Source organism: Calidifontibacillus oryziterrae, from assembly GCF_000331575.1.
Classification (GTDB): domain Bacteria; phylum Bacillota; class Bacilli; order Bacillales; family Bacillaceae_J; genus Calidifontibacillus_A; species Calidifontibacillus_A oryziterrae.
In genome coordinates this window covers 1,184,058-1,203,562 of the sequence record NZ_KB223527.1, presented here as the reverse complement: position 1 = coordinate 1,203,562, position 19,505 = coordinate 1,184,058, and the positions used below count along the sequence as shown (strand labels likewise).

The window sequence follows — 19,505 nt, the reverse complement described above, 5'->3', positions numbered from 1 at the left end:
GTAATATATAAAAAGATTGTACTTATTTGCTAACTACAAATAAAAAAGGATGATTGTAACACATTCATGCGTTTGTTATAATAAAATTGGTTGGAAGACATATCCTCAAAGTAGGGTACATAATTTTTTGAGAAGACATCACGTCTTCTCTTTTTTTTATTGTTTAAGAAATAGAAAATTTTGACCTGTGGATAAGTATTGCAATGATAGTATTAATCTAGTGCTTGCGCTTTTTATTTTGCCGAAAAATGATAGATAAGTGGGGAAATAAGGGTAAAATGTAAAAAAATGAAAATTTTCATAATCTTTTAACATATAATTAAAAGGATTTTTATGGTTATTTCTTGAATATAGCAATTATGAAGGTATCTTCTATAAAATTACCAGCAAGTAAGGAGGTTGAAAAATGATATACCATCCTACTGAGCTTGATACATATTTATTTCATGCAGGAAAACTATTTCAAAGCTATAAAGTTTTCGGAGCACATCCTAGAGAAGAAAATAGTAGTCATGGAGTTCGTTTTACTGTTTGGGCTCCACATGCACAACAGGTAAGTGTCATAGGAGATTTTAATAACTGGAGCGGGAGCGATTATCGTCTTATAAAAATATCAAATGAAGGTATTTGGAGTGGTTTTTTTACACGACTATCTGAAGGAATTACTTACAAATATGAAATTACGACTGAGGATGGAAGGATCTTGAAAAAGAGTGATCCTTTTGCGTTTCTTTCCGAAAAGCGCCCTCAGACAGCATCAATTATTTGTGATTTATCTGGCTATCAATGGAACGATACAGCTTGGAAACAATTACTCAGTCAAAAGTCCACTTTTAAAGAGCCGATGTTTATTTATGAAGTCCATTTAGGGACATGGAAAAGAAAAGAAAAGGATGAACACTTAACATATACTGAAATGGCAGATGAATTAATTCAATATGTAGTCGAGAGAGGATATACGCATATTGAATTATTACCCTTGATTGAACATCCATTTGATCGATCCTGGGGTTATCAAGGAACTGGCTATTATTCATTGACAAGTCGTTATGGAAAACCACATGATTTCATGGCATTTGTTGATAGATGTCACCAAAATGGAATCGGCGTCCTACTCGATTGGGTACCTGGACATTTTTGTAAGGATGAACATGGATTGTATTTGTTTGATGGTAAACCTACATATGAATATTCAAACCCTTTCGTTATGCAAAATGATGTTTGGGGTACGGCAAATTTTGATTTAGGACGAACGGAAGTAATTAGTTTCCTTATATCTAATGCTATTTTTTGGATGGATGTTTACCATATTGATGGTTTCCGTGTTGATGCAGTCGCAAATATGCTTTATTGGGATATGCATGGGCAGGGAAGAGTACATCAAAATGAATATGCTATTCGCTTTTTAAAGCAACTAAATGAAGAAGTCTTTAAGTTTAATCCAGAAGTGTTAATGGTAGCTGAGGATTCGACGGCGTGGCCACAAGTAACCGCACCAACGAGCCATGGTGGCCTCGGATTTAGCTATAAGTGGAATATGGGATGGATGAACGACGTTCTTAAATATATGGAATTGGATCCTATTTATCGGAAGTATCATCATAATCTTCTTACATTTTCTTTGTTATATGCGTATTCTGAAAATTTTATTTTGCCATTTTCTCATGATGAGGTTGTCCATGGGAAAAAATCATTATTAAATAAAATGCCCGGTGATTATTGGCAGAAATTCGCACAGCTTCGTTTACTTTATGGATATTTTATTGCTCACCCCGGGAAAAAGTTAGTGTTCATGGGTGGAGAGTTTGGGCAGTTTGATGAGTGGAAGGACCTTGAACAATTGGATTGGTTCTTATTAGATTACGACATGCATAATAAAATGCATGCATATACTAAAAAGCTTGTGAATTTCTATAAAGTAGAACAAGCGTTATGGGAGCTTGATTATTCATGGGAGGGATTTGAGTGGATTGATGCGGATAATAATGAGCAAAGTATTTTAACGTTCATAAGAAAATCCTCCAAAAAAGAAGATTATTTAGTTATTATCTGTAATTTTACACCTGTCGTTTATTATGACTATAAAGTCGGCGTGCCAGACAATACATCTTATCTTGAGGTTTTCTCAAGCGATAAAACTGAGTATGGTGGTTCGGGAAAACTGAACAATGATGAGTTATATAGTAATAAGGGTAGCTGGCATCAAAAGCCATACTATATTTCGATGACAATCCCACCCTTTGGCATTTCGATCCTAAAACCAACAAATAAACCACGTAGCTTTTATGAGATTAGTGTAAAAGGAAATAGCTATAAATTAGAGATAGGCAGGGCTGAATATCGATAAATAAATAGGGGGCGATTAATTGATTATGAGAAGAAAAAAATGCATTGCTATGCTACTTGCTGGGGGGCAAGGTAGCCGTCTAAGCTTGTTAACAAAAAATCTAGCAAAACCAGCTGTATCTTTTGGTGGAAAATACCGAATCATTGATTTTCCATTAAGCAATTGCACGAACTCCCAAATATTTACTGTAGGAGTATTAACGCAGTATAAGCCTCTAGTATTAAACTCTTATATTGGTATCGGAAGTGCGTGGGATTTAGACAGAAGAGATGGGGGTGTTACAGTATTACCCCCTTATATGGAGCAAGACGGTGGTAGGTGGTATAAAGGTACTGCTAATGCAATTTATCAAAATATAAATTATATTAATCTTTACGATCCTGAGCATGTTCTTGTCCTATCAGGAGATCACATTTATAAAATGGATTATTCTAAATTACTAGATTATCATATTGAAAGGAATGCGGATGCAACCATATCGGTCATTGAAGTTCCTTGGGATGAAGCTAGTCGATTTGGGATTATGAATACGAATGAAAAGCTTGAGATTGTAGAGTTTGAAGAAAAGCCAGAGCATCCAAAAAATAATTTAGCTTCGATGGGAATTTATATATTTAAGTGGTCAGTTTTAAAAGAATTTTTGGAAATGGACGACCGAAATTCAGATTCTAGCCATGATTTCGGAAAGGATGTCATTCCGCATATGCTTGAGGAAGGTTTAAAGCTATTTGCCTATCCTTTTAAAGGATATTGGAAAGACGTTGGAACGGTAAAAAGCTTGTGGGAAGCCAACATGGATTTATTAGAGGAGAAGCCTGAGCTTGATTTAAATGATCATCAATGGCGGATCTATTCCGTCAATCCAAATCAGCCGCCACATTACATTTCGCCGACGGGGATCGTAAATAGATCGATGGTGAATGAAGGGTGTATGGTCTATGGGACAGTACTACATTCTGTTCTATTTCCTGGCGTTGACGTTGGACTAGGCTCAATTATAAAAGATTCAGTTATTATGCCAGGAGTTAAAATTGGAGAAAATTGCCGAATTGAAAATGCAATCGTTGCAAGTGACATGGTCATTGAGGAAGGTCGGGTCATTACACCTGAAAAGAAGGGGCAGGTTGTGTTGGTTGCAGAAGAGAAAATAAACTGTTAAGGGGGATGGGGATTGAAAAACTTAATGTTAGGTATTATTGATGCTACGACAAGTTTTGGTGGGTTACAAGAACTTACAATGGTACGGTCTCTCGCAGCGGTGCCATATGGCGGACGATATCGATTAATAGACTTTGCTTTATCAAATTTGGTAAACTCGGACGTTCAAAGTGTTGCGATTTTTCCGAAGTATCAATACCGCTCATTGATGGACCATTTAGGCTCAGGTAAGGATTGGGATTTGAACCGCAAACGAGATGGGCTGTTTTTCTTTCCGCCACCATTTAATACAGATAAAGATCATTTAGCGAGCGTATTCCACTACATGAAATTTCATAAAGATTATTTTTACCGGAGCACACAAGAGTACGCGGTTATTGTAGGTAGCAATACAATTTGCAATCTCAATTATAAAAATGTTCTAAAGGAGCATATTGAAACGGGTGCGGATATTACAAGAATTTTCAAAGGTGGAAGACCTTTAAATATGTGCATTTTAAAAACATCATTATTAATGGAGTTGATTGAATCTCCGAATAATGATCCAAATAGTACGCTGTCGGATATTCTAGATAGGTTTGCACGAAAGCTTAATGTCCATCATTATGAATTTTCCGGGTATGCCGTAACGATTGATACAATTCAATGTTATTACAAGCATAGTTTAGATCTGTTACAGCCAGCAATAATGAAGGAATTATTTAACCCGGATAATCCTATATTTACAAAGGTTAAGGATGAGCCGCCTACGCGATACATGAGTGAAGCAATGGTGAGAAACGCACAGATTGCTAATGGAAGTATTATTGAGGGTCATGTCGAAAATAGCATTATTTTCCGAGGTGTAAAGATTGGGAAAGATGCTGTTGTTAAAAATAGTATTATTATGCAAAAAAGCCAAATTGAAGCTGGCGCATATGTGGATGGAGCTATTATTGATAAAGATGTAATCATAAAAAAAGATGTCGTTATCACCGGAGATGCATCATCACCAGTCGTAATTCAAAAGGGTAGCAGTATACAAGGAGAGCTGATGAGTTCGTGAACATATTATTTGTTGTATCTGAATGTGTGCCTTTTATTAAATCAGGTGGACTTGCTGATGTTGCGGGGGCATTGCCGAAGGAACTTAAAAAGCTTTGCGGTGATGTTCGGGTTATAATGCCAAAGTATGGGACGATCCAGCAACATTTTAAAGATCAGATGGAAAAGGCATGTGAACTGAATGTTCAATTAGGTTGGAGAAATCAATATTGTGGAATAGAAAAGCTAGAGTATGAGGGTATTATTTATTATTTTATTGATAACGAATATTATTTTAATCGGGATACAATGTACGGACATTATGATGATGGGGAACGGTTTTCGTATTTTTGTCGAGCAGTTTTAAATGCAATTCCCCATTTGGAATTTCAGCCAGATATAATCCACTGTCATGATTGGCATACGGGCATGATACCGTTTTTGTTAAATGCTGAATATAGATGGTCTGAACCATATAGGCACATTCGTACTATTTTTACAATTCATAATCTACAATTTCAAGGAATTTTTCCAAGAGGAATTCTTGGGGATTTATTAAATTTAGATGATCGTTATTTTACAACAGATCAGCTCGAATTTTACGGTTGTGTAAATTTTATGAAGGCTGCAATTGTATCTTCAGATTTCATTACTACCGTTAGTCCTACATACCGAGATGAAATTCAAACTCCATATTATGGTGAAAAGCTTGACGGTCTTCTTCGCTCACGGCAAGCAGTATTGGTCGGGATTTTAAATGGTATTGACTCCGATATTTATAATCCACAGACCGATCGCTATATCATTGAGAACTATGATAAGAAGACGATTGAAAAGAAAGAAAAGAACAAGGCGAATTTACAAGAGAGACTTGGACTTGAAGTTATTGGAAATAAACCGATAATTGCGATTATCTCTCGATTAACAAAACAAAAAGGCCTAGATTTAATAAAAAGGGTTTTCCATGAAATAATAAGGAACGATGTCCAATTTATCGTTTTAGGTACTGGGGATAATGAATTTGAGCATTTCTTCCGGGCAATGGAGTGGCAATATCACGATAAGGTTCGGTCTTACATCGGTTTTAATGAAGAGATGGCTCATCAAATTTATGCGGGTAGTGATATATTTCTTATGCCTTCAAAATTTGAGCCTTGTGGCCTTAGCCAACTCATTGCGTTAAGCTACGGAACGATACCGATAGTTCGTGAAACGGGTGGACTGAATGACACAGTTCATTCCTTCAACGAGGTGACAGGTGAAGGCAACGGTTTTAGTTTTCACAATTTTAATGCCCATGATATGCTATATACAATTGAAAGAGCACTGTGGTTTTATCATCAAAAAGGGAAGTGGAGTCATCTAATGAAAACTGCAATGTCGTACGATTACAGCTGGTCAAAGTCAGCTAACGAATATTATCAGTTGTATAACAAAATGCAAGGCTAAAAAATGACTATTCGCTAATCTAGCAGAAATATTGAAGATGAATAGTTTGGGGAAAAGGGGAGAAAGTAATGTTCTCTAGCAAGGAGGCTTTTAAACAACGTTTTTTAGAAAAGTTTGAAAAAATGTATAGTAAAAGCTTTGCGGAATCGACACTACAGGAGCAGTATAATACTTTAGGTCAACTCGTCCGTGAATTTGTAAGCCATGATTGGATAGAAACGAATGAATTTTATCGTTCGAATCAAAAAAAACAAGCGTACTATTTTTCAATAGAATTCCTACTTGGTAGATTACTAGGAAGTAATTTATTAAATTTAGGTGTTCGAGACATAATTGAAGTCGGCCTAAAAGAGTTAGGAGTAGACTTGATTGAGCTTGAAGAGCAAGAAGTTGATGCTGGGTTAGGTAATGGTGGACTTGGACGTTTGGCTGCCTGTTTTTTGGATTCACTAGCATCACTAAGTCTACCCGGTCATGGGGTGGGTATTCGTTATAAGCATGGATTATTTGATCAGAAAATTGTAGATGGTTATCAAGTGGAGCTTCCAGAGCAATGGCTTAGAAATGGAAACGTATGGGAAATACGGAAAGCTAGCCACTCAATTGAGGTTAAATTTGGTGGTGAAGTTCAAGTTTCACATAATGGGCAATTAATGTTCCATCATGTTAATGCAGAAACAGTCACGGCCGTACCTTATGATATGCCTGTTATAGGCTATCAAAACAAAGTTGTTAATACGTTAAGACTTTGGAGTGCAGAACCATCTCAATTTCGGCCTGATAAAGGTGACGTAATGAAATATAAACGTGAAACTGAAGCAATTTCCGAATTTCTTTACCCAGATGATTCTCATATAGATGGGAAGATACTTCGCTTAAAACAACAGTACTTTCTTGTATCAGCTGGATTACAAAGTATTATTAGAAGCTATTTAAAAAATAATTATGATTTACTACAGTTTCATCAAAGAGTGGCTATTCATGTTAATGATACACATCCTGTATTGGCAATTCCTGAACTAATGAGAATATTGATGGATGAGCATGGCTTTGGATGGGAAGAAGCATGGGAAATAACGACTCACACCATTTCATATACGAATCATACAACATTATCAGAAGCTTTAGAGAAATGGCCAACTTCAATATTTAAGCCATTATTACCACGAATTTATATGATCATCGAAGAAATAAATGAACGATTTTGCAAACAACTATGGATGAAGTATACAGGTAATTGGAAGCGGATTGAGGAGATGGCAATCATTGCTCACGGTATGATTAAAATGGCGCACTTAGCCATTGTCGGAAGTCATAGCGTTAACGGTGTTGCTCAAATTCATACAGATATTTTAAAATCACGAGAAATGAAAATGTTTTATGAATTTTATCCATATAAATTTAATAATAAGACGAATGGAATTACGCATCGCCGTTGGTTAATGAAAGCAAATCCTGAGCTTACTAGTGCGATAAAAGATGCAATAGGTGATGAATGGATTGTTAACCCCAAGAAATTAGCGCTACTTATGGATTATGCAAAAGATGCGAGTTTTCAAGATAAGATTTTCGAAGTGAAGCAATGTAAGAAGAGGTCTTTAGCAAAACGGATTAAAAGTTTAACTGGAATTGTAGTGGATGAACAATCAATCTTTGATGTCCAAGTAAAAAGGTTGCATGCTTACAAACGACAGCTTTTAAATATTTTACACATTATGTATTTATATAACAGATTGAAGGAAGACGCGAATTTTTCTATTACACCTCGAACTTTTATTTTCGGTGCGAAAGCATCTCCAGGTTATTATTATGCAAAAAAAATTATTAAATTAATAAATACATTAGCTGTAAAAGTGAACAATGATCCGAAAACAAAAGAGATGCTGAAGGTTATCTTTTTGGAAAATTACCGTGTCTCTCTTGCCGAAGAAATAATACCGGCCGCCAATGTTAGTGAGCAAATTTCAACAGCTAGTAAAGAAGCATCTGGCACAGGAAATATGAAATTCATGATGAATGGTGCGATTACGATTGGCACATTAGACGGTGCAAACGTTGAAATCCTTGAAGAAGTAGGTTCAGATAATATTTATACTTTCGGTTTAACAGCTGATCAAGTATTAGCCTATCAAAGAAATGGTGGCTATCGTGCTCACGAGTACTACCATCATAATAAGTACCTACATCAAGTGATCGATCAGCTAGTAGGTGGGTTTTTCTCAGTCACTAGTCAAGAGTTTGAAACTATTTATGATTCACTACTAGTTCAAAATGATGAGTATTTTGTTTTAAAAGATTTCCATTCCTACGTTCATACACATGAAAAGTTAGGTGCTGCATATAATGATCAGAACAGCTGGCTAGAGAAAAGTATTATTAATATTGCGAAATCAGGACGTTTTTCAAGTGATAGGACGATTAAAGAATACGCTGATGAAATTTGGAAGATTCATAGTAGTAAACAATAAGATTGTGACAATTTTTTAGGAAAATTTACTATTAATTCAGTTTTTTCTATGTATTTTCATAGTATAATAAATTAAAGAATGAAGAAATGGAGTGATAAAAATGTTAACGTTTTACTCTAGAATTCTAGTAGCTCATGATGGATCAGAGTTAAGTGAGAAAGCATTAGATATGGCGATTACATTAGCAAAACAAGACGAAAGAATTGAATTATTTGTTGTTGCTGTTTCAAATCCACCTTCAGCTGCTTCAATGGGTAGCTATGGTATATACAGTCAAGAATTAATCGATGAGTTAAGAAAGAATACTGAGAAGTTACTGCAAGGTGCAATGGAAAAAATGAAGGATCTTCCTAATAAAGCAACGACAGTTGTTTTGGAAGGGAATCCGGGCAGAATGATTATTGAATATGCGAAGAATAGTAATTGTGATCTAATTGTTATGGGTAGCCGCGGATTAAATGCATTTGCAGAGCTGTTTTTAGGAAGTACAAGTCATTTCGTTGTACAGCGTGCTCATTGCCCAGTATTTATTGTAAAATAAACAAGTTAAAGGGACTGCATTTGCGCAGTCCCTTTTATCCTATTTTTTATCTTTCAAAAAGATTTGATAGTCCACCTAATACGCTTCCTTCTCCTCGTGTTTGCCCACCATTGCTTGGTGCGGCAGCAAAAATTCGATCAGCAAGTCGGCTGAATGGTAACGATTGAATCCAAACTGTACCAGGACCTTCGACTGTTGCAAAGAATAATCCTTCACCACCGAAGAAAGCAGACTTAACCTTGCCAACAAATTCGATATTATAGTTTACGTTCCTTGTCATCGCTACTAAACAGCCGGTATCAATTTTTAGTCGCTCACCGGGCTGAAGTTCTTTCCGATAAATTGTTCCACCAGCGTGAAGGAAGGCTAAACCATCGCCTTCTAGCTTTTGCATAATAAAACCTTCGCCGCCAAAAAAGCCTGCACCTAGCTTGCGTTGAAACTCTATACCCACTGAGACTCCTTTCGCTGCACATAAAAAGGCATCTTTTTGACAAATAATTTTCCCATTTAGCAAACTTAAATCGACTGGGATTATTTTTCCAGGATATGGTCCGGCAAATGAAACATGTTTAACTGCTTGACTTTGATTCGTAAATACAGTCATAAACAGACTTTCGCCAGTTAGAACACGTTTTCCAGCACCTAATAATTTACCAAATAACCCTTGCTCTGATGAGGATGAACCATCGCCAAAGATAGTTTCCATCCCAATCCCTTCTTCAAACATCATCATTGCCCCTGCTTCTGCAATTGTACTTTCTCCAGGGTCTAATTCTACCTCAACAAACTGCATGTCATCGCCGTAAATTTTGTATTCAATTTCGTGGGAATTCATGGAAAATCCTCCAATCGAAGAAATTTATTTACAAGTTAACTATACATGATTTGGAATCAATATGCTTGGTTTATTTTGGATATATAACACATCCTTTTTACCAAATAGGCTCTGTTAAACTCGGTTGTTGATTTTCGCTATGGGCGGACGCTTTCAGCGGGCACGGCTTCAGCTTCCTCGACTCGTAAACTCGTCTGCGGGATCTTCAGCTCATGCTATTCCCGCTGGAGTCGCCGCCCGTCGCTACAATCAATATAAATATAAAAATCAACATTGCGCTTTAACACAGCCACCAAATAAAAATAAAGCCCTTGGAAGTATTATGCTACAACCAAGGGTAAGAGGGGAAGAGATCTTTATTCATCATCAAATGATTCTAGTTCAGGATGTCCAATGTTCCCAACGGCAGAGACAATTCCTTCTGAGTCTAATTGTTCCTCATATGCTTGATGCACAGCATTAGGATAAATTTGAATATTGTTACCTTCTATATCAGTGCCAACGAAGCTTTCGATATCCTCTACATAACCGATTCTTTCATCTTCTTCAACAACGATATCATTATAATCCAATATACTTTGATCAAAGAAATCGGATGGGGATTCAGATGAACCGAATCTTGAAACATCCTGCCATGCGTCTTCAGCATCATAAAGAGTGGCATCCTTTTCATCGTATTCAAACTTGCCGTAAGCTGGAATCAAAACTTCCTCTTCAACTGGACGACGATGGGATACATTTTGGTCGGGGCTATGTTCCACACAATGAGTTGCGGTAGGTAATGCTTTTAATCGTTCGAGAGAGATATCTTTATCACATGTTTCACACTTCCCGTACGCACCTTTTTCAATATTTTCTAACGCGTGGGTAATATCTTTTAATTCCTTTTCATAATGCTCAACAAGTGCGATATCCTTTTCACGCTCATAAAGTTCAGTACCCGTATCACCAGGATGATTATCATATCGTGATAATTCACCAACCGAATCCTGTACGTGTGACTGTTTTGTTTGAAAGTAATCTGTTGCCTCTAGCTCCTTTTGTATTTCGTCTTTTCGATGTAACAAGATGGATTTGAAAGCAGAAAGCTCATTAGGAGTAAGCATTGTAAAGCTCCCCTTTCGCTTGTGTATTCTAAAGGTATTTCTTCAATAATTAGTATGAACACAATAAAAAAAAGCATACGATTTTTAAAACCGTATACTTTATCGACTTTATCGTTATGAACACCTATTGTTTATACCCAATAGCCTAATAACAATCCGATGGCTACTAGAAAACCGAATTGCGTATTTGTTTGGGCAGTTGCTACCATTGCGGGCATCATTTTTATTGGTAATGTATTTGCTTTGAAAACGCGAATTGCTTTTATCGCCTTTGGCAAGCTTGCAAACACTAATAAAAGCCATGGTGACACGATTTCGATACCCATTAGTATAATGATCCAGCCATATGATACAACAAACATTCCAGCTAAAAAGAGAATTGCTTTTTCGCGGCCAAGCAAAATTGCTAATGTTCGGCGGCCGCTTTTTTTGTCTCCATCTAAATCACGAATATTGTTTGAAAGCAGGATCGCCCCGACTAGAATGGAGATTGGAATCGAAATTAGTACACTATTGTATGAAATAGTTGCTGTTTGGATAAAATATGAAATAAGGATAATTATAACTCCCATAAAAAATCCGGCAACGATTTCACCAAATGGCGAATACGCAATAGGATAAGGTCCACCTGTGTAAAAATATCCAGTTATCATACCCAATATACCAATAACTGCAATCCACCAGCTAGAGTTAGCGCAAATATAAACACCTAATAGTAGCGAAATAGCAAAAAAGCATAAAGCAACAGTTAGAACTGTCTTAGGTGCAATTCCATCTCTAACGATTGTTCCTCCGATACCAACGGACTCCTCGTTGTCTAACCCTCGTTTGTAATCATAATATTCATTAAACATATTAGTAGCTGCCTGAATGAGCATACTTGCAATAAGCATTGCTAAGAATAAGGAGATTTTAATTTCTCCATCCTGTAATGCTAAAGCAGTACCAATTGCTACCGGAACGAAAGATGCAGTTAATGTATGTGGTCTTAATGATCGATACCAAACTTGCCAATTATGGGGAGTTTGTTTGTCTTTATTAATAAATGGATCTTTAGTTGGAATTTTTGCTTCCATTCAATAGCCCCCTTCAAAAATCAAGAACCAACAGAACAACAGAATAAATAAGCCTACTTTCACCGTTTGTTCAAATTTTAGTTTAGGAAAAGGAAACGGAAGTGTCAATGGTTTTTAGTGATTATGCATAAATTGAAGTTTTTGTACAACTTTTACAGTTTTTCTATTGGTTTAGGGTGAGAAATAAGGTTAAACTAGATATTATACAAATAGACCGTTATACTTCTTATTGATATGAAAAAAATTTTGATATGAAAAAAATCTGGCACTAAAAAATCAATGATATATATTAAAATAAGTTTCAATTAAGAATGGTACGTTTTTTGGGGGGAGAAATAGTGATTACAATTCAGCATCAAGGGTTACACGATAATATAGCTATTGGAGTTGAACAAGCAAAGGCTCTATCTCGCTCTATTTTAGTAAGTCACAGTATTCATTTTAATTCCAATGAAATTGATCCGATAGCTTTTTTTGCCCGTGGGAATGCTTGGCAAAGAACATTTTGGTCAGATCCAAACGGACAATTTATATTAGTCGGAATTGGTGATAGCTATATATTTGATGCAAATACAGATAATGATTTTAAAAAACTTGAACAAGATTGGTTGCAACTTTTAACGCATAGTGTAGTTGATCCTGTCACAAAAATATCTGGGGTAGGCCCTGTGTTGATGGGTGCATTTTCCTTTGATCCAGTAAAAAAGAAATCAACGTTATGGAGACATTTTCCTAATGTGAAAATGACTGTTCCTAAACATTTATTAACCATTAAAAACAACGATGTATGGCTTACAATTAATATGGTCGTTCATCCAAATACAAACACTCAACAAGTAACATCTCAATTATTGGATGAGCAAAACTATTTAATACAGGCTAACAGCTTGCCGCTCGGTCAAGTTTTAAATAGCCCATTAGCAAACCCATTAACCATCGAAGAGGTTGCAAAAGAGGAATGGCTAGCAGCTGTAAAGCAAATAACAACTGAAATTCGTAACCATGAAATTGAAAAGGTTGTTTTAGCAAGGGAAATACGTGTGAAAAGTATAATAGAACGATTTTCGATTGAACTAATATTACAACAGCTTAAGCAAGAACAGCCATCAAGCTATATTTTTGCTATTGAGAGCGGCCCCGATTGTTTTATTGGAGCATCTCCGGAGCGGTTAATTAAAAAAGAAGGAAATCAGGCATTCACAACGTGTTTAGCCGGCTCAATTGCCCGAGGGACCTCTGAAGCTGAGGACGATATTTTAGGCCATGAACTATTAACTGATGAAAAAAATCTTATTGAACATGAAGTTGTCGTTCGAGCAATCAAGGGGGCTTTTTTGCAAGGCTGTGAAAAAGTAGAAGTACCAAGCCAGCCAATACTATACAAAGTAAGAGATATTCAACATTTATATACGCCAGTCATTGGACAAGTTAAACAAGGGGTTTCCTTGTTAACTCTAGTTGAAAAGCTCCACCCTACACCAGCTTTAGGTGGTTATCCGCGCGAACGAGCATTGCAAAGGATTCGTGAACTTGAATCATTAGACCGTGGCTTGTATGCAGGGCCAGTAGGCTGGCTCGATGGGGACGGAAATGGTGAATTTGCTGTGGCAATTCGTTCAGGTCTTATCCAAGGTAATGAAGCTTCTTTGTTCGCCGGTTGTGGTCTTGTTGGAGATTCTGACCCGATAAGTGAATATCAGGAAACAGAGATGAAATTCAGACCGATGCTATCTGCTTTAGGGGGATCTATATGAAGTCTAATCAATCATTAACAAAATATGTCGCGGCATTCTTGGATGAACTTGTCAGATCCAATGTTAAGCATATTGTAGTCAGTCCTGGGTCAAGATCAACGCCGATTGCGATGGTAGCTGCTGAACATCCAGAAATTAAGGTTTGGCTTAATGTGGACGAGCGTTCAGCTGCCTTTTTTGCGTTAGGAATGGCAAAGGCTAGAAGAGAACCAGTAGCTATTGTTTGTACGTCAGGTACTGCAGTTGCTAACTATATGCCAGCAGTAGTTGAAGCAAAGGAGTCACAAGTCCCATTAATCGTTTTAACGGCGGATCGCCCTCATGAACTAAGAGATGTCGGAGCCCCGCAGGCGATTGATCAAATTCATTTTTTTGGTAATCAAGTAAAATGGTTTGTAGAAATGGCTATTCCTGAAGATACACCTGACCTATTACGCTATGTACGGACAGTAGCTGCTAGAGCTGTATCAACATCCATACATGGACCTAGTGGTCCTGTTCATTTGAATTTCCCATTTCGTGAACCACTTGTACCACATATGAAAGATATTGAGGATGAGGCTCTGTGGGGAATCGGTCTTGAAGGTAGAAAGCAATTTGTGAAGGTAACTCGTTCTATCGGTCAAATTAATGATGATGTTGAGCTAGAAGATTTGGTGAAAAGCTTACATAACATTGAAAAAGGTTTAATTATTTGCGGGCCCTATGATCGTCCAGGGTTTGCGGAAGCGATTATTTCGCTAGCTGAACAATTATCGTATCCGATCATTGCTGATCCGTTATCGCAGCTTCGAAGCGGCTCCCATTCAAAAAAACTGATTCTCGATAGCTACGATGCATTTCTACGGGATGAGTACATAGCAACACAATACGTGCCAGATGTTGTGATAAGATTTGGGGCAATGCCTATATCAAAGGCGGTTCTACTGTTCTTGAAAAACAATCCTAACATTAGGCAAATCATTATTGATGGTGAAGGGTTGTGGCGGGACCCAACGCTGCTTACATCTGAGATTATCCATGCGGATCCTGTTGTGTTCTCAAGATCCTTGACGGTGGCTTTAGCTAAGGATAATGGAAATAGTATTCCCAGATCGGATAGTATGTGGCTTTCATTGTGGATTTCAGCCAACAATATGGCACGAGAAACATTGCGAACATTAGGATATGAAGAGGAACATTTCGAAGGTCAGGTTGTCATGCAATTAGCAGATTGTCTTCCTCAACATTCCACTTTGTTTGTTGGAAATAGTATGCCGATTCGAGATGTAGATAGTTTCTTTTTTAACAACGATAAAAATATTCGCGTTATTGCAAACCGCGGCGCTAACGGCATTGATGGACTAGTGTCAACGGCTTTAGGGGCCAGCACAGCTGTAGATCCGCTTGTATTGCTCATTGGTGACTTATCTTTTTATCATGATTTAAATGGGTTATTAGCAGCGAAGCTACACCAACTAAATGTAACGATTGTAATTGTAAATAATGATGGTGGTGGAATCTTTTCATTTTTACCACAAAGTGATCATCCTAAAAATTTTGAACTGTTATTCGGAACGCCCTTAGGTTTAGATTATCGCCATGTTGTTCAGATGTACGGCGGTGAATTCATTCGTTTGGCTGAATGGGAATCGTTACAGGAAACAATTCTTCAGAGTATTGCTGCAAAAGGCCTACAGGTGATCGAAGTAAAGACAGATCGTCGTGAAAACGCCGATAAGCATCGGAAAATTTGGAAACAGGTCGCACACAATGTAACGAAAAGGATTTTATCGTGAAGGTTGTTGGTACAGTGAAAAGAATATGGTTTGCGATGGAATTGTAATCAGAACAATAGCTACTACTTTATTTAGTAGCGGATGAATTTTGGAGCGTAGGTCGGGTGTAGTGTAATGTTTATGGAGGTAAATGGAATAAAATATCATGTTGAAGTGGTTGGGGAAGGTGACCCACTCCTTGTATTGCATGGTTTTACCGGCTCAATTCAGAGCTGGAATCCTTTTATTGAGGAATGGAGTAAGCAATTTACGCTGATCCTAGTTGACCTTCTTGGTCATGGTCAAACCGATCATCCACCTGATAGTAAACGTTATTCAACTGAATGTGCTACACTTGATTTGCAAACAATCTTAAATACCTTGGGTGTTGGGAAAACACATGTTTTAGGGTATTCAATGGGTGGTCGATTAGCATTATCGTTCACTATAATGTTCCCTAATTCGGTGCAATCGCTTATTTTGGAAAGTAGTTCGCCTGGCTTAAGCGAAAAGAAGGAACGGACTGATAGAGAGGCCAATGATTATAAATTAGCATCGAAAATTGAACAAGAAGGTATCGAGGCTTTTATCGATTATTGGGAAGGTTTACCCCTGTTTCGTTCACAACAGGATATATTATCGTTTGATAAAAGGCAGCGACTAAGAAGAGAAAGATTAAAAAATGATGTTGCTGGCTTAGGGAACAGTTTGCGCGGATTTGGAACAGGTGTACAGCCTTCTTGGTGGGAGCATTTGCAAACGTTACAAATCCCTGTTCTTCTAATTGTAGGAGAGGATGATAAAAAGTTTTGCCGAATTAATAATGAAATGAACAAAAGATTACCAAATTCAAAAATTATTGTTGTTAAAGATGCAGGTCATACAATTCATCTGGAACAACCTGAGATTTTTGGTAAAATAGTAATGGATTATTTAAAGGGTAAGCTTAACATTAAATAGTCTATACATATATATTTTTAGGAGGTAAAAGAATGGCAGTGGAGTGGGTAGCAAAACGTCAATATGAAGATATTTTATATGAAACATACAATGGGATTGCAAAGATTACCATTAATCGTCCAGAAGTCCGAAATGCATTCCGTCCTAAAACGGTAATGGAATTAATTGATGCGTTTGCCGATGCACGTGATGATGCAGAGGTTGGGGTTATCATTTTAACAGGTGCTGGTGATCAAGCATTTTGCTCAGGTGGAGATCAAAAAGTACGCGGGCATGGTGGTTATGTTGGTGAAGACCAAATTCCACGCTTGAATGTTCTTGATTTACAACGATTAATCCGTGTGATTCCTAAACCAGTTGTTGCAATGGTTGCGGGTTATGCGATTGGCGGAGGCCATGTTTTGCATATCGTTTGTGACTTAACAATTGCTGCCGATAATGCGATTTTTGGACAAACAGGTCCAACTGTAGGTAGCTTTGATGCAGGTTATGGATCAGGTTATTTAGCTCGTATTGTTGGACATAAAAAAGCACGTGAAATTTGGTATTTATGTCGTCAATACAATGCTCAAGAAGCGTTAGATATGGGACTCGTGAATACAGTTGTTCCGCTTAAAAAATTAGAAGAAGAAACAATTCAATGGTGTAATGAAATGCTTTCAAAATCACCAACAGCACTTCGTTTCCTTAAAGCAGCAATGAATGCCGATACGGATGGATTAGCAGGTCTTCAGCAATTTGCAGGTGATGCAACTCTTTTATACTATACAACTGATGAAGCGAAGGAAGGCCGCGATGCGTTTAAAGAAAAGCGTACACCAGACTTCAAACAGTTCCCTCGCTTTCCATAATCGAATTTTTGTAAATTGGACAAGGGTGCTATTATCGTTAAATTTCCGCTATTTCTTAAGTTTCAATTTTGAAGGTAGCTGTAAAACAGTTTAGCAATTATTTTGCTAAACTGTTTTTTGCTAACTAGTTTACGGTTGGGAAACCTAGAATAGTGGTAAGCAGCAGAAATAATGTTGGAAGAATGTTCTTAGTTCCAAATATTGGCAGTCGGACAATAAACTGTACACTCCGGACAATAAAATTGTAAATTCCGACAATAAAATCTCACTTCGGACAATAAAATTGTAAATTCCGACAATAACTATTCTCAGTTAATAAAAAAGTGATAGTAAGTAAAATAATTTGTGCGAATGATGCCAAGATTTAGTATTAATAAATCAAACATCGATACTTTTTTAGCAAATTAAATAAAGAGAAGGGGGGGAACGCACAATGGGGAACGATATTATGCCAAATTGGCTAGAAAAGCGGGCACAGCTCTCGCCAGATCGAATGGCATTAATTGCAAAAAACGTTACATGGACGTTTTCTGAGCTTAATGAAAAGTCTTTACAAGTTGCAAGGAAACTGATGACATTAGGGGTAAAAAGTGGCGATCACATTGCGATTTTATTGGATAATAAACCTGATTTCGTGGCAATCATCCATGGGATTGAACATGTTGGTGCAGTAGCAGTACTGTTAAATACAAGATTAACGAGTCATGAGCTACTTTGGCAGCTAAACGATGCGAATACGAAACTGCTTATTTTTGATTTGCATTATAAAGACAAGGTAGAACAGTGGTGCAACAATTACGAAAACGATAAGGTTCGTTTAGACAAAGCGAAGAACGAAATTACTCAACAAACGGACAGGTTTGGCAACTGTAGTACGAGGGAAGATCACTCATATTTTCAAGGTAATGCTGATGTAAGAAGGAGCGGTCAAAAGTGTATTTCATTAGAACACTTCTCAAAATTGACCGAGACGACATTTGAAGCTCGTTCAGAGTGGTGCTTAACAGATTTGCACACAATTATTTACACCTCTGGGACAACTGGGAACCCAAAAGGAGTGATGTTAACATACGGAAATCATTGGTGGAATGCAGTGGGTTCATCGCTCAATTTAGGCATCCACGAAGATGATAGATGGCTTTGTTGCCTGCCACTTTTCCATGTTGGTGGGTTATCAATTTTGCTTCGCAGTATTTTTTATGGAATTCCCATTGTTTTACATGAAAAATTCGAAGCCAACATTATAAATGATTCAATTGTAGAACATAAAGTAACCATCCTATCAGTAGTTAGTCAAATGTTAACGAGAATGATTGATGAGTTAGGTGGAGATAGCTATCCGAGTCATTTAAGGTGTGTTTTACTAGGTGGTGGCCCAGCGCCCATGCCGTTATTACAATCCTGCAGACAGCGAAATATTCCGCTATACCAAACATATGGCATGACGGAAACAGCTTCGCAGGTAGCGACCTTAAGTTCAGAATATATGCTCGTAAAGATTGGGTCTGCTGGAAAACCTTTATTCCCGGTTCAGCTACGGATCGAAAAAAACGGCGTGCTTACTAAGCCGGGTGTTGCAGGTGAAATTGTCGTTAAGGGGCCTAATGTAGCACAAGGCTATTGGAACCGAATCGTAGAATCTGAAAAAGCCATTAAAGATGGCTGGCTTTATACAGGCGATATTGGCTATTTAGATGATGACGGCTTTTTGTTTGTTTTAGATCGGCGCAGTGATTTAATCATTTCTGGTGGCGAAAATATTTATCCTGCAGAAATTGAGTCCGTACTATTAGCCCATCCAGCTGTTGATGAAGCAGGTGTAATTGGAATGGAAGACGAAAAGTGGGGACAAGTACCTGTCGCCTTTATAAAAAAATTAGTGGGTCAAATAGTCAGTGAATCGGAGATTTTCTCATATTGCAAGGAAAGATTAGCTAAATACAAAGTTCCAACTCAAGTTTACTTTGTAGATGAGCTCCCAAGAAATGCATCCAATAAATTAATGCGACACCAATTAAAGCAACTTATGAAATAACAAGTATCCTTCAATACATTATTCTCAATATCTTTCATGTTATCAGAAAATATAAGGCATGTGGATGTTCTTTACTAACGTTTGAAGCATAACCTGCCTCAATCGTTAAGGAAAAGATCTCCCCATGCCTTTTTGCTTGAAT

Annotated in this window: 14 protein-coding genes; 11 read left to right on the top strand and 3 right to left on the bottom strand. The window is 37.3% G+C overall.

Annotated features, from left to right (window positions below):
• Positions 1-406: 406 nt before the first annotated feature.
• The 6 genes from glgB to D612_RS0114480 all read left to right on the top strand — a co-directional run bounded on the left by glgB (position 407) and on the right by D612_RS0114480 (position 8,986).
• Positions 407-2,347, top strand: coding sequence for a 1,4-alpha-glucan branching protein GlgB (gene glgB, locus D612_RS0114505; protein ID WP_017756211.1), 1,941 nt, complete (start codon positions 407-409; stop codon positions 2,345-2,347).
• Between the two features lie 25 nt (positions 2,348-2,372).
• Positions 2,373-3,506, top strand: a complete 1,134-nt coding sequence (locus D612_RS0114500; protein ID WP_324603079.1) for a glucose-1-phosphate adenylyltransferase — start codon at positions 2,373-2,375, stop codon at positions 3,504-3,506.
• A gap of 12 nt (positions 3,507-3,518) precedes the next feature.
• Positions 3,519-4,550 (top strand): GlgC family sugar phosphate nucleotidyltransferase, encoded by a 1,032-nt coding sequence (locus D612_RS0114495; protein ID WP_017756209.1) that lies wholly within the window; start codon positions 3,519-3,521, stop codon positions 4,548-4,550.
• Positions 4,547-5,977: a glycogen synthase GlgA gene (gene glgA, locus D612_RS0114490; RefSeq protein ID WP_017756208.1), complete on the top strand. Its 1,431-nt coding sequence runs from the start codon at positions 4,547-4,549 to the stop codon at positions 5,975-5,977. The genes D612_RS0114495 and glgA overlap by 4 nt, the downstream gene beginning before the upstream one ends.
• 68 nt (positions 5,978-6,045) lie before the next feature.
• Complete coding sequence (locus D612_RS0114485) at positions 6,046-8,445, top strand: glycogen/starch/alpha-glucan phosphorylase (RefSeq protein WP_017756207.1); 2,400 nt, start codon at positions 6,046-6,048, stop codon at positions 8,443-8,445.
• 100 nt (positions 8,446-8,545) lie between these two features.
• The gene (locus D612_RS0114480) at positions 8,546-8,986 is read left to right on the top strand and encodes a universal stress protein (protein ID WP_017756206.1); all 441 of its coding nucleotides are present in this window, start codon (positions 8,546-8,548) and stop codon (positions 8,984-8,986) included.
• 46 nt (positions 8,987-9,032) lie between these two features.
• Here the strand turns inward: D612_RS0114480 and D612_RS0114475 are convergent, their stop codons facing one another.
• The 3 genes from D612_RS0114475 to D612_RS0114465 form a co-directional block, all read right to left on the bottom strand.
• Positions 9,033-9,824 carry a TIGR00266 family protein gene (locus D612_RS0114475; RefSeq protein ID WP_017756205.1) on the bottom strand — a complete coding sequence of 264 codons (792 nt, stop codon included), beginning with the start codon at positions 9,822-9,824 and terminating at the stop codon, positions 9,033-9,035.
• A 356-nt stretch (positions 9,825-10,180) separates the two neighbouring features.
• Positions 10,181-10,930 (bottom strand): TraR/DksA C4-type zinc finger protein, encoded by a 750-nt coding sequence (locus D612_RS0114470; RefSeq protein ID WP_017756204.1) that lies wholly within the window; start codon positions 10,928-10,930, stop codon positions 10,181-10,183.
• A gap of 131 nt (positions 10,931-11,061) precedes the next feature.
• Positions 11,062-12,006, bottom strand: coding sequence for a 1,4-dihydroxy-2-naphthoate polyprenyltransferase (locus tag D612_RS0114465; protein ID WP_017756203.1), 945 nt, complete (start codon positions 12,004-12,006; stop codon positions 11,062-11,064).
• Positions 12,007-12,344: 338 nt separating this feature from the next.
• On the opposite strand from D612_RS0114465, the gene D612_RS0114460 reads away from it, so the two are divergent.
• The 5 genes from D612_RS0114460 to D612_RS0114440 all read left to right on the top strand — a co-directional run bounded on the left by D612_RS0114460 (position 12,345) and on the right by D612_RS0114440 (position 19,363).
• A complete protein-coding gene (locus D612_RS0114460; protein ID WP_017756202.1) occupies positions 12,345-13,760 on the top strand; it encodes an isochorismate synthase in 1,416 nt (471 codons plus the stop codon).
• Entirely contained in the window at positions 13,757-15,538 is a 1,782-nt protein-coding gene (gene menD / locus D612_RS0114455) for a 2-succinyl-5-enolpyruvyl-6-hydroxy-3-cyclohexene-1-carboxylic-acid synthase (RefSeq protein WP_017756201.1), read from the top strand. The genes D612_RS0114460 and menD overlap by 4 nt, the downstream gene beginning before the upstream one ends.
• Positions 15,539-15,652: 114 nt before the next feature.
• Positions 15,653-16,477 (top strand): 2-succinyl-6-hydroxy-2,4-cyclohexadiene-1-carboxylate synthase, encoded by an 825-nt coding sequence (gene menH / locus D612_RS0114450; protein ID WP_017756200.1) that lies wholly within the window; start codon positions 15,653-15,655, stop codon positions 16,475-16,477.
• A 32-nt stretch (positions 16,478-16,509) separates the two neighbouring features.
• Positions 16,510-17,328, top strand: a complete 819-nt coding sequence (gene menB / locus D612_RS0114445) for a 1,4-dihydroxy-2-naphthoyl-CoA synthase (RefSeq protein WP_017756199.1) — start codon at positions 16,510-16,512, stop codon at positions 17,326-17,328.
• A gap of 433 nt (positions 17,329-17,761) precedes the next feature.
• Positions 17,762-19,363 carry an o-succinylbenzoate--CoA ligase gene (locus tag D612_RS0114440; RefSeq protein WP_017756198.1) on the top strand — a complete coding sequence of 534 codons (1,602 nt, stop codon included), beginning with the start codon at positions 17,762-17,764 and terminating at the stop codon, positions 19,361-19,363.
• The last annotated feature ends 142 nt before the right edge of the window (positions 19,364-19,505 follow it).

Excerpts from the sequence above, each read along its gene's own strand:
- glgB (WP_017756211.1), top strand. The coding sequence starts at position 407 with ATGATATACCATCCTACTGAGCTTGATACATATTTATTTCATGCAGGA.
- D612_RS0114500 (WP_324603079.1), top strand. The coding sequence starts at position 2,373 with ATGAGAAGAAAAAAATGCATTGCTATGCTACTTGCTGGGGGGCAAGGT.
- D612_RS0114485 (WP_017756207.1), top strand. The coding sequence starts at position 6,046 with ATGTTCTCTAGCAAGGAGGCTTTTAAACAACGTTTTTTAGAAAAGTTT.
- D612_RS0114480 (WP_017756206.1), top strand. The coding sequence starts at position 8,546 with ATGTTAACGTTTTACTCTAGAATTCTAGTAGCTCATGATGGATCAGAG.
- D612_RS0114475 (WP_017756205.1), bottom strand. The coding sequence starts at position 9,824 with ATGAATTCCCACGAAATTGAATACAAAATTTACGGCGATGACATGCAG.
- D612_RS0114470 (WP_017756204.1), bottom strand. The coding sequence starts at position 10,930 with ATGCTTACTCCTAATGAGCTTTCTGCTTTCAAATCCATCTTGTTACAT.
- D612_RS0114465 (WP_017756203.1), bottom strand. The coding sequence starts at position 12,006 with ATGGAAGCAAAAATTCCAACTAAAGATCCATTTATTAATAAAGACAAA.
- menD (WP_017756201.1), top strand. The coding sequence starts at position 13,757 with ATGAAGTCTAATCAATCATTAACAAAATATGTCGCGGCATTCTTGGAT.
- menH (WP_017756200.1), top strand. The coding sequence starts at position 15,653 with ATGTTTATGGAGGTAAATGGAATAAAATATCATGTTGAAGTGGTTGGG.
- menB (WP_017756199.1), top strand. The coding sequence starts at position 16,510 with ATGGCAGTGGAGTGGGTAGCAAAACGTCAATATGAAGATATTTTATAT.
- D612_RS0114440 (WP_017756198.1), top strand. The coding sequence starts at position 17,762 with ATGGGGAACGATATTATGCCAAATTGGCTAGAAAAGCGGGCACAGCTC.